Source organism: bacterium (assembly GCA_019637795.1).
In the GTDB taxonomy this organism is placed as follows: Bacteria; Desulfobacterota; Binatia; order HRBIN30; family CADEER01; genus JAHBUY01.
Map to the genome: position 1 here is coordinate 616,897 of JAHBUY010000001.1, position 11,310 is coordinate 628,206.

At 71.0% G+C, this 11,310-nt stretch carries 7 protein-coding genes; 2 read left to right on the forward strand and 5 right to left on the reverse strand.

Annotation, left to right across the window (positions count from 1 at the left end; translation table 11 throughout):
* Nucleotides 1-4: 4 nt before the first annotated feature.
* The 4 genes from KF840_02655 to KF840_02670 form a co-directional block, all read right to left on the reverse strand.
* Nucleotides 5-265 carry a hypothetical protein gene (locus tag KF840_02655; protein ID MBX3023789.1) on the reverse strand — a complete coding sequence of 87 codons (261 nt, stop codon included), beginning with the start codon at nt 263-265 and terminating at the stop codon, nt 5-7.
* An 18-nt stretch (nt 266-283) separates the two neighbouring features.
* Nucleotides 284-1,210, reverse strand: coding sequence for an HNH endonuclease (locus KF840_02660; GenBank protein MBX3023790.1), 927 nt, complete (start codon nt 1,208-1,210; stop codon nt 284-286).
* Nucleotides 1,211-4,502: 3,292 nt separating this feature from the next.
* The gene (locus tag KF840_02665; GenBank protein ID MBX3023791.1) at nt 4,503-5,651 is read right to left on the reverse strand and encodes a DNA repair exonuclease; all 1,149 of its coding nucleotides are present in this window, start codon (nt 5,649-5,651) and stop codon (nt 4,503-4,505) included.
* 26 nt (nt 5,652-5,677) lie between these two features.
* Nucleotides 5,678-8,638 (reverse strand): hypothetical protein, encoded by a 2,961-nt coding sequence (locus KF840_02670; protein MBX3023792.1) that lies wholly within the window; start codon nt 8,636-8,638, stop codon nt 5,678-5,680.
* A gap of 93 nt (nt 8,639-8,731) precedes the next feature.
* Here KF840_02670 and KF840_02675 point away from each other — a divergent pair, with 93 nt between their 5' ends.
* Nucleotides 8,732-9,034 (forward strand): hypothetical protein, encoded by a 303-nt coding sequence (locus KF840_02675; GenBank protein MBX3023793.1) that lies wholly within the window; start codon nt 8,732-8,734, stop codon nt 9,032-9,034.
* Nucleotides 9,035-9,054: 20 nt separating this feature from the next.
* Nucleotides 9,055-9,381, forward strand: a complete 327-nt coding sequence (locus tag KF840_02680; GenBank protein ID MBX3023794.1) for a type II toxin-antitoxin system PemK/MazF family toxin — start codon at nt 9,055-9,057, stop codon at nt 9,379-9,381.
* A 93-nt stretch (nt 9,382-9,474) separates the two neighbouring features.
* Here KF840_02680 and KF840_02685 read toward each other — a convergent pair whose 3' ends face one another.
* A complete protein-coding gene (locus KF840_02685) occupies nt 9,475-11,301 on the reverse strand; it encodes a hypothetical protein (GenBank protein MBX3023795.1) in 1,827 nt (608 codons plus the stop codon).
* Nucleotides 11,302-11,310 lie beyond the last annotated feature (9 nt).

Consider the following 11,310-nt stretch of genomic DNA (forward strand, 5'->3'; position numbering starts at 1 on the left):
GCGGCTACTTCAGCCGCAGCTCCATCCGCGTCGCGAAGTCCTCCCAGGAGCGGCGGAACGCGGTCCCGTAGCGGCGGTTGCGGTACGGCTTCCAGAAGATGGAGCCGCGCCCGACCTCGACGACGCCGATCTCCTCCTCGTCGGCGAAGACGCGGAACGCGAACCAGTTGCCGGTGTTCTTCGGCAGCATCATCCCCGTCTTGCGCTGACCGAGCACCAGCTCGACCTCGTACTTGGGTTCGACGGTCTTCTTCTTCCGCGCCATCGCACTCTCCTTCGGTCGTCACTCGCCGAGGAACACCGACGAGGTGTGCCAGTCCAGGAACTCGCGGTTCGGCCGGTCCTCGGCTGTCTTGGGCAACCAGATCTCGCGCCCGCGGAGCGCGTAATAGTGTTCGCCGTTGTTGAAGTCGTCCTTGAGGCGGCGGCTGATACGAATGCGATACTCCGGCGTCACGCCGACGTACCCGCGGTCGAACAGCGTGTGGATGTCCGAGCGGAGCAGCAGCCCATTGTCGATGCGGTGGCCGCCTTCGCGAGTGACCGGCCGGATGTGGGCCGCCTGTAGGACGGGTAACGCCTTCTCACCCGTGAGGGCGCAGCGGCGCTCGTACGTGTCGGTTACCAGCAACCGGAAGGCGCCCTGCCCCAGACGTTGCCGCACGAGCCGCGGCGCGCTCCACAGCTCGCCCGCGATTTCGCGCACGCCGAGGCGGCCAGCGTTCGCCTGTACCCGTTCCTGGACAGCGCGCCAGAGCGCGGCGCCAACGCCAGATGTGGCGTCATAGGTCTTTCCCTGGACGACGTTCTTCTTCAGATCGGCAGGCGCCGGAATCCACTGGTCGCGAGGGAAGAAGAAGGGCTCGCGCAGGACGATGCAGCCGATCACGTAGTTGGCGCGCCGATCGAGCGGCTCGTGGCGCAATCGCGCGAGACGACCGCGCATGTCGTCGAGCGTCGCCAGGCCGTTGCGCTCACCGAACGCCTCCCACGCCAGGTCGAGCGGGCACAGAGTGGCGTGTTCGAACAAGCCGCCGCCAACGATGAAGTGATCCGGATAGTGCAGCTTGAAGAGGAACGGATCGCCGGGCGCGAGCGCCCGAAAGAGCCGCGACCCGCCGGGCTGCCAGAAGTTGACTTCGTCCAACTCCGGCCGCGCCGCGAGGAATCGGTACCAGTCGCCATCGGTGATGCCGATGAAGAGCTTCATCGCCCCGCCTCCCGCGGATGCGAGCTGAGCGAAGCCGGATCGCCGACGGACCTGCGCGCCGCCGCCAGTGGGTATCGCTGGATCGCGCGCCCGAGGTTCACGGCGCGGAGCAGACCGCTGTCGCGTACGACGTCATCGCCCGTGGGGAACTCGTTGGCGTCGAGATAGTCCTCCGGCCGACAGGTCAGCAGGACGATCTGGATGCGCTCCGCGGCGCTGAGCAAGCGGTCGCGGAACCAGTCGATCTTGGCCGGGTCGCACTGGCTCAGGTGGTCGTCGAGGACGATGAAGGTGCCGAGCTGCTCGGCGATGCACAGGCGGAAGATGGTGCCGAGCTGGTCCTGCGTGCCGGCGGAGAGGAGCGTGTAGGAGCGCAGCTCGCCGGCTGCCTCGACGCATTGTTCCGGTAGATCCAGGTCCTGCCCGACCGCGATCGGGCCGTAGCGCCCGCCGGTCACGGCGCCGAACTGCTCGGCGAGCGGACCCGCGAGCGCCCGGCCGAGATGGGCGCCGTCGCTGTTCTCTGCCTCCCGCAGCGTGTCCTGGAGCAGCCTCCACCCCCTGAGCTCGACCTCGATCCGTCGCTGGCGGTCGAGCGCGAGCTGCAGGGCGCGCTCGACGTCCTGGAGGTTCTCGCGGACGACGTTCCCGCCCACCTGCTCGAGCGCGCCGCGCGCCTGGAATATCCGGCTGCGCGTGTCCTCGATCGCGGCCCTGATCTGACGGACGCGCTGCTCCGCCGCCTCGATCTCCGCCTCGCCGGCCGGGATCGCTGGCACCGGCAGAGCGGCGAGCCGCCGCGTGATCTCCTCGACCTTCGCCTCCGCCGCCGGCAGATCGAGCCGTTCCGCCTGGCGGCGGCGCTCCTCGAGGCTACCCGAAGCGCGCGCAAGATCCTGCCGCAACTCATCCCGCGCCGTGCGGGCGGCGCGCACCGCCTCTTCCGCCGCTTCGAGACGTTCGCCCGCGGCCTGCCGCTCCTGCCGCGCCTGGGCGAGCTCGTCTTCCGCCTGGTGCGACATCGCCTCGATGCGAGCGGCGAGGTCGGTGAGCGACGGCTCGATCTCCGCGAGCTCGCGGCGCGCATCGCCCAGGAGCGCGTCCACCCCATCCGGGAACGGCGCCATCGCCTCGGCGGCCATCGCCGCCGCCTGCCGGTGCGCCTCGCCGCAACCCTCCTTCTCCGCGTTCAACGCGCCGAGGTTGTCACGCGCGGTCTGCAGCGCCCACGCGGCCTTCCGCGACGCCTCGTCCGCGGCGGCCTTGCGGCGTTCGATCTCGGTCTCCCATCCGGCGCCGAGGTCGCCGAGCTCCGCCTCCAGCTCCGCGCGATCGCGTCCACCGAGTCCCGATTCCAGATGGCCGACCCGCCGCCGCAACTCTTCCACCCCCTCCGCCCGCCGCTCCGCTTCGGCCACCCGTTGATCGAGCGCCTCGATCTCGCCGCATCGCTCGGCGACCTGCTTCCGCAGGGCCTCGGCCTGCCGGCATCGCTCCTCCAGGTCGCCGAGCGACGACACCCCCGCCGCCGCGAGGACAGGCAACGCCTCGCCATTCCAGCGCGCGCGCAGACGCTCCGCCTCGGCGCGCGCCGTCGCCTCGCCGGCGGTGATCGCGATGTCGAGCAGCTCGTCCACGCGGATCGCAACCGACCGCTTCGCGTCCCGGATCAGCGGCTCCCGGCTGGCAACCTCTTCGGACGCGCCGCCATCGAGCGCGACCTGCACGCGCACGTCAGCCAGCGGCCGCAGCTCGACCGCGAGTCCGACGTCGAGGCGCGCTTCGGCGAGCTGTACCTGGCGCTCGAGCTCCGCAAGCTGCCGCACGACAGCGTCGGCCGGAGCCCGGAGCGCAACGATCCGCTCCTCCAAACCGGCCGACTCCTCGCGGCGCTTGCTCGCCGTCTCGCGGTCAATCCGCGCCTGGGCGGCCGATTGCTCGGCGGCCTCGAACCGCGCCCGCGCGTCGCGCAGGCGCGCCACCGTCTCGAGCAGACTCTGACGCGACACCTCCGCGCGGGCCGCGCCATCCGCCGCGGCGCACGCCGCCAGCGCGCTCTCCGCCGCCACAAGCCGGGCGTTCACGTCGTCCAGCCGCGTCCGCGCCGCGGACTCCTCCTGGCTACGCTGCCGCGCCGTCTCCGCCGCGGCGACGCTCCGTTGGAGCTCATCGCGCCGCGTCGTCGCCTTCAGGCGCTCGTTCTCCAGCTCCTGCAACGCGAGTCGCCGCGCCGCCACGCCCTGTTCGCTGCTCACCCGCTGCAGGCGCTGTTCCGCCTCGTCGCGCGCCTGCGCCGAGGCGGCCGCGGCGGCGCTCTTCTCGGCCAGCGCGCGCTCGGCCAGCTCGACCTGCTCGCCCAGCGCGGACACCGCCTGCTCCGCCTGCGCCAGCTCGTTCAGCTCCGCCTGGATGGCGTCGGAGGCGGATCGCGCCTGCCGCAACTCCTCCTCCACCGCTGCGCGCGCCGCGCCCTGGGCATACGCCTCGCGAACCGCGGCCAGGTGACCGTCCGCGTCCGCGAGCTTCGCCATCTGCTCATCGAGCTCGCCGCTGAGCGCCTCCAGCATCCGCTGGGCGCTGATGGTTTCGGTCAGCTTGGCCTGCAGCGCCTGCTTCTGGGTCTCGAGCGTCTCGATCTCCTGAGCAACGTCCCGGAACGGCGACCTCTGACCTCGTTTGAACTGGCCGGTGGCGGTGAACGCGTTGTCCACCTGCTCCGCGGCGACGTCCAGGATCCGCTTGAAGAGCGGGTCCTGCGCCAGCGCCTGCAACGCCTCGTTCAACCGCTGGCGCGCGGACTGGTGGCGGTCGCCCGCGAGCCCGCGAGTGAGGACATCGGGAACGTTGATCTGCTCGGCGAGGAGCACGTTGCAGAGGAAACTGTCCGGCAGCCCATGTCCGGCGCCTTTGCCGCCGGGCGGGGCGATGCCCCACTGCAGCAGCGCGCGAAGGTTGCCATCCACCTGGCGACCGCTGGCGTCGGTGGCGAAGGACGCGCCGTCCTTCGAGAACTCGAGGAGCGACGAGCCGTCCGACCCGAAGCGCTTGGTCACGCGCCAGATCTCGTGCGCGTCGGTGCTGAAGGTCAGCGCCACCCGCGGCGCGTCGCCGGCGTGCCAGGACGCGAGGTCCTTGGCCGCCGCGGAGCCGTGCGGCAGCAGCAGGACATTGCGGATCGCGGCGGCCAGGCTCGACTTGCCGAGATCGTTCGGCCCGTAGAGCACGTTGAGGCCGGCGGCGAGCTCGACCTCGGCGTGCGCGATGCACTGGAAGGCATCGACGGCGACGCGGATCAGCCGCATGCGCGCTCCGCCTGCCGCACGGCGCGGTAGAGATGCATGAGGGCTTCGCGGGCGATCTCCGCCTCGTCGCCGCCCGCGGCCTCCTTTGCCTTCAACCGATCGACCGTCGCCCGCAGCACATCCGGCAGAACCGGAAAGGCGGCGTCGATGCCATGCGTGTCGAGCTTCAGCTTCGCGCGTTGCTCCACCAGGATGCCGACCCGCCCGTGGATCGCGTCGGTGCCCTTCAGCTCGCGCAGAATCGCCTCCGCTTCCTCGTACTCGGCGGCCGGGACCGTCATCTCGATGGTGAGCCGCAGCACGTGGCGGCGCCGATCGATGCCGTCGTCGCGCAACCGGCGCAACTCGGCGATGCTGCGGCAGGTCGCCTCCTCCCACGTCCAGTGTGCGACGCGCTCCTTCTGCAGGATGGTGCGGCGCTGCCGCGTGACGAACAGGACGGCGACGTACCCGGCGTCGGGTTCGCCGAACGAGGTCGCCTCCGGCGCGCTCGGGTACACGGTGCGCGGCTGCGCGCCTTCGGGCACTTCGCGGAAGCTGTGGGTGTCGCCGATGGCGAGGTAATCCAGCCCGCGCTGGATTACCGCGTCGCGGGCGATGGGGAAGTTCGCCTGATGGCCTTCCATGTCGAAGGTGCTGCCGTGCACCAGGCCGATCCGAATGCGCTCGTCGCCCGGTTCGCGTCCGGGCAGGGACAGCGCCAGGTCGCGCGAGCCGGACTGCGAGCGGCAGGGTGCACCGTAGAGCACGGCGTCGGGGGTCAGTTGGTATTCGAAGGGATCGCCGTCCACGACGTGCACGTTGTCCGGCAGGCCGCGGCGGAACGAGTGATCGGCGGCGTACACCGACGCCGGCATGAGCGGATCGTGGTTCCCGGGCAGCAGGAAGATCGGCCGCGTCCCGCCGTGCCTGCGCAGCTTGTCGAGCAGCGGCCCCCACCAGTCGCGGCCCGGGTCGGGCTCGTCGAACAGGTCGCCGGCGCAGAGCACGGCGTGCGCGTTCTCCCGATCGGCGACCGCGAGGATGCGGTCGATCACGTCGAGCCGGGCACGGCTCAGCGTCATTCTGTCCGCCTCCGGAAAGTTCGGGAAGCGGCGCCCGAGGTGCCAGTCCGCGGTGTGGACGAGCTTCAGTGCCACGTCGTCATCCTCCCGCCTCGATGGGCTCATTCGATCCTCAGCTCCGCCGCGAGCAGGCGCTCGATCTGCGGCGGCGCGTACCGCCGCGCCTCTGCGCGCTCGCGGAACTGCTGGTAGGTGTCGTCATCCCGACGCTCGAGGCGGGCGATCTCTTCCTCGACCTTTTGGAGCTCCGCGCGCACCGTCGCCAGGCGCTCCTCGGCCGCCGTGCGCTCCGGCGCGCCGATGGCGCGGTTGCGCTCGGCCTCGGCGCTCGCGACCTGTCGGTCGAGCCGCTCGCGGCGCCGCCGTCGGATCAGGAGGCGGTCGGCGACGTTGCGGTCGATCTGCGTCATCGAGCGCTCGAACTGCCGTTCGTTGCCATCGGCACCGGTCGCGCCGCCGGCGAAGAGCAGCAGCTCGAGTGCATCCGCCATGTCCTCGTCGGAGATGCGCACCGGAGCCGCCGAGCCGTCGTCCTCCATCGGGCACGCGAGCAACTGCGCGGCGAGACCGGGCGCCAGCGGCTCCGACTCGCCTTCCAGCAGCACCACCGGAATCAGCCGATCGCTGGTTTCGAAGCCTTCATGGCGAATCCTGGTGAGCGCCAGCCGGGCGGCGCGACCGCGCAGCGGCAGCAGGCCGTCGGCGTCCGCTCCCACGCGCGCCCGGACGCGAAAGGGCCGCGCGGTCGCCTGCCGCGCCTCGTCCAGCGCCGCGGTCACGAGGGGGTGCCCGAGATGGAGCGGCTGCGCCTCGGCCGTCTCGGCGCTGCGCCCCACCGTGACGGTCAGTCCCTCGCGCAGCTCCTCCGGCAGCGCCGCGCACGGAGCGATGCGCAGGACCACGGCGCCGTCGAGCTCCTGGCGCTCGAAGGCGGCGCCGGTCGCCTGGAGGTAGCGGGTCACGACGCCCTCCAGCTCGCGATCGAGCGCGCGCAACTCCCGCGGCAGCTCGTCGCGGATGCGGCGGAACACCTGCTGCACGGATTCGTCGAGTCGGCTCTTGATGACGTCGGCGGTGCGCCGGTAGGCGTCCTCGAACTCGTGCCGCCGGCTGTCGAGCGTGTCACGCAGGCCGCGCAGCTCGGACTCGATCTCCTCCAGCGTGCGGGCGCGCTCGTAGATGCGGCGCAGGCGCGACTCGAGCTCGGCGCCGAGCGCGCCGACCAGGGTCTCCGGCGCGTCGCCCTGCGAGGCGTGCAGGATCTCGTCGCTGGCGCCGAGCACGGTGCCGAACAGCTCCAGCTTCTGGCTCAGGATGTCGAAGGTGAGGCGCTGCGCCTCGTTGTCCCTGGCGATGAAGTTGATCACCGTCACGTCGTGCGTCTGGCCGTAGCGATGGCAGCGGCCGATGCGCTGCTCGATGCGCTGCGGGTTCCACGGCAGGTCGTAGTTGATCAGGGTCGAGCAGAACTGGAGGTTCAGCCCCTTGGCGCCGGCCTCCGTGGAGACGAAGACGCGGGAGCGGGTCTTGAGCTCGTGCACCAGCGCCAGCCGCACCGCCACGTCGCGGCTCGGCCGGTTGTAGGCCGGGATCTCGCGCCCCACTTCCTCCTGCCAGCGCGCCAGCGCCTGCGCCGCGCGGGCCGAGTCGTTGGTGCCGCGAAAGAGCGTGATCTCCTCGTCGGACACCAGGCCGCTGCCCAGCAGCAGCTCGCGCAGGTAGTCCTGCGTCGTCAGCGACTCGGTGAAGATCACCACCTTGCCGCTGCCGTGGCCCTCGGCGGCGCGGCGCAGCACCAGTCCGACCGCCTGGATCAACGCTTGTGCCTTGCCGTCGCTCGGCAGCGCCTTCGCCTGGGCGATGAACCCCTCGACGCGCGCCAGTTCCGCCTGGATCTGTTCCGCCGTCGCCGCCGCGCCCTCGTCGGTGTCCGTGCCCTCGGCGTCGTCGTCCTCGAGGTCGTCGGCGAACGCCGCCGCGTCGCGCCCCTCGTCGCTTCGACCGTCGGCCAGCATGCGGCGCAGGCGTTCGGCGACGCGCACCAGGCTTGCGGACAGGGCCCGGGTGGACGACGCCATGCGGCGGTGGAAACCGATCAGCAGCAACCGGCGCTGGTTGCCGCGGAAGGCGCAGATGTTCGGCTCGAGCAGGTACGCCGTCACGTCGTCGTAGAGTCGCCGCTCCTCCGAGCTCATCTCGTACTCGAAGAGCTGGGCGTGCCGACCGACGAAGGGGCGTTCCATGAACTCCTGCGCCTGCCGGCGCAGCGTGCGCTTGAGTACGCTGTGCATGCGCTCGTGCAGCTCGTGCTCCTGTCCCGGCGCCAGGACGCGATCGTCGGCGGCGCAGAACAGCTCGCGGAAGGTCGGCAGATCGCCGAGCAGCGTGCCGGTGCGATCGACGTACTGCACCAGGCCCCACAGCTCGGGCAGCGAGTTCTGGATCGGCGTCGCGGTCAGCAGCAGCACCGGCGTCCCCCACCCGCGCAGCACGGCTCGCAGCCGTCCCGCCGTCTTCGCCTCCTCGGAGTCCTCGCGATACTCTCCCCAGCTGTCGAAGCGGCGGTAGATGTTGGCAAACACTTCGTGCGCCTCGTCCACGACGCAGAGATCGAACTGCTCTGCGTCGCGCAGCGCCGCCTCGCCTTTCTCCGTGCCGACGAACTCGCGCCCGACGATGAACACGCCCGAGCCCTCGAACCCTCCCGGGTGCGCGCCGCCCTCGCGGGCCTCGATGCCGAAGAGCGCGTACAGCTCCTGCTTCCACTGCCCGAGCAACGGCTTCGGCGTCACCAGCAGCACCCGCCGCGCCCCCTCCGCCAGCCGCTGCGCGATCACCAGCCCCGCCTCGATCGTCTTCCCCAGCCCCACCTCGTCGGCGAGGATGCACCCGCCCTCCGGCAGCCGCGACAGCGCGAACACCACCGCATCGATCTGATGCGGATTCGGGTCGATCCGCCCGGCGCGCTGCGAGGCGACGTACCGCCGCTGCTCGTCGGAGCGCCGGAGGCGGACGAGGTCCTCGGCCAGGTAACGGCGCTGGATGGGGTGCGCGGAGCTCACTGCCGGGGGTTCCCGAGGTTGGGCCCGCTGATCGTCGTCACGGCTTGCCGGGCGCCGGAGTAACTCGTACTCTCCGGAGACGCCGGAGGACCGATGGCAACCGAGCAGGTGACCGTGACGCTGCCCAAGGACATGGTGGAAAGCATCGACCGGCAGGGCCCAAACCGCAGTCGATTCGTCGCCGAGGCCGTCGCTCGGGAGCTCGACCGACGCCGCCGCGAAGGACTGGCGCGCTCGCTGCGCGCGCCGCACCTGGAAACCCGGCAGCTGGCGGATGTGGGCTTGTCGGACTGGGCGGCACGTCTTCCGGCGGGCGATGAGGATCTCGTCGATCCGGCGGCGGGCACACCGGTGCGTTGGGTCGAAGGGAGGGGCTGGGTCGAGGAGCCGCAGTGACGCTCGAACGCGGGACGGTGGTGCTCGTCGAGCTCGACCCCATCGTCGGGCACGAACAGCGCGGCACCCGCCCGTGCATCGCCGTCAGCGATCCGGTCGTCAACGCCGACCAGCGCTTTCCGATGATCGCCGTGGTGCCGGTCACGGGCACCGCAGGGGCCGGGGCGCTGTATCCCGCTCTCGCGGCCGGCGCCAGCGGTCTGCGGAAGTCTTCCTACGCGCTCATCGACCAGGTCCGCTCGATCGACAAGCGGCGCATTCACCGCCGCTTCGGTCGCATCGCGCCACCCGAGCTCGCCGCCATCGACGAAGGGCTCGCGCGCTTTCTCGGACTCGGCGCGGACTGACGCCGCGGGTTGGAGCGACCAGCACTCGGCTCCCCAGCATCGTGCGCCAGGTCCTCTGTAGCGGCGTTGGAAGGGGTGGGAGATCTGCACGACTCAGTGATCGATGTATCCGAGATACCGGAGCAGTCCGGCGGCGAAGATGCGCGCCGTCTGCTCCGGCTCGATGTCGACGATCGGCGCATCGATGTCCGGATCGAATTCCGGCGGTCGCAGCGCGATGGTGCCGAGGATCGACTCCTGTTGGGGGCGATCGGGGCCGTGCTCCGTCCATGTGACCGCCGGATCGCGGCAGGCGATGCCGCCCGCGTTCGGGTAGGCCAACCACACCTGGCGCACGACCTGCTGCCCCCCGTCGACGGCGCGGATCTCCGCGTATTTGGTGGTGGCCGCCCAGTGCTCGTCGCGAATCTCGCGGGAATACTTGGCGTCCACGACCACCGCATAGTCGATGGAATCCGTCGAGCGAAACTCGATGAGGATGTCGGGACGCCAGGCTGTGCTCCCCGCCTTGCCGCGGCAGACGGCCTGCTGCGCCTGTCGCGCCGCTTCCCGAGGTAGGATCCACGGCTCGTACCGGACGATCACCCGTCGCCCGCCTGACGATCGCATGACCACCTGGGCTCGCTCGTCCAGGTCGAGCGTGAAGCGCTCGCTCCCGAGACGCCGCAACAGGCCTCCAAGGTCCTCGCAGGACAGGCCGGCGCTCCGGAAGGCGGCGACGAGTTGGAAGAACACCCAGTGCTCGTAGAGCCGACCGGTCGACTTGATCCGTTCGCTGTCGCCGTCGTCGAGGATGGCAACCGACGAGCGGAGATAGTCGTGCATGGCGCTGCGAATCCGATGATACGGCGCGACGTGGTCGAAGACGGGCGTCCGCGGCGGCCCGAACGCCGGTCGTATGTCGCGCAGAAACGAGAGTCTGGCGGCGCGGCGGAGTCCGCCGAGGAGCTCATCCGCCGACCGCACGGCGTCTCTCAGCTTCTCGATCCGCGGCCGATCGTACAGCTCGTAGAGGGTCGGACCGGGGTCGATCCTGACGTCGCGATGGGCGCGCTGCTCCTCGAGTCGCGAGATCTGGGCTGCGGCGTTGCGCCCACAGTCGAGGGCCCGGCGTGCCAGCAGTGCCATGAACCCGGCTAGGATGCGATGCTCGGTGGTGTCGGCGCTCTCCTCCAGTACGGCCTGCAGAACGGGCACGGGGCGCGGGGTGTGCGGACTGCGGACGTCGATGCCGGCGGCCGCCAGCCTGCAGATGGCGTTCGGCCGAACGGTCTGCGCCCCCCAACTCGGCCTGGTTCGCGCGGTCCGGATGAGGCGCAGCACCGGGTCGCGCTCGATCTCGTACAGGCCGCGGGCGATGACCCGCCAGGTCTGCGCCAACGCGTTCAGCTCGAGCTGGCTCGAGCGATGCGACGCCCGGCTGCCGACAACGGGGGCGTAATGCACGTCCCGCGCCATCTTCGAGAGGAGGTCGAAAAGCAGACCCGCAGCCAGGGCACGCAGCTGCTCGAACATCCCGAGGTAGCGCGCCTCGCCGACCTTGCTGGGCACCACGACCACCCGGATGCGCGCCCGCAGGCGCCAGGACTCGCTCGACTGCAGGGCGCGACTCCGCACCGACACCACGACGAGGCCTCGGCTGCTCTCGAAGTAAGCTGCGTTCTCCCAGAGGACGTTGGGCCCGAAGACTCTGCCGAGGGCCGGGTCGCTGACCGCTCCGCCGCTCCCCCTGAGATCCGGCTCGATGTCGCCGATCAAGAGGGAGTACTCGATGTCCGCCTCCCGCGGCGAGACCTGGGCGCCGCAGTACTGCAGTTCGCTGACCGGCGCGCCGGCCTCGGCCGGCGCCACCGCGTCGAGCGCGACGCTGGCGAGTGGCCGGTCGTTGCGCGTCAGGCTGAAGATCGGGTCGCTTGGCATGATCGCGGC

Coding starts and splice junctions, on each gene's coding strand:
- KF840_02685 (MBX3023795.1), bottom strand. CDS start 11,301: ATGCCAAGCGACCCGATCTTCAGCCTGACGCGCAACGACCGGCCACTC.
- KF840_02655 (MBX3023789.1), bottom strand. CDS start 265: ATGGCGCGGAAGAAGAAGACCGTCGAACCCAAGTACGAGGTCGAGCTG.
- KF840_02660 (MBX3023790.1), bottom strand. CDS start 1,210: ATGAAGCTCTTCATCGGCATCACCGATGGCGACTGGTACCGATTCCTC.
- KF840_02675 (MBX3023793.1), top strand. CDS start 8,732: ATGGCAACCGAGCAGGTGACCGTGACGCTGCCCAAGGACATGGTGGAA.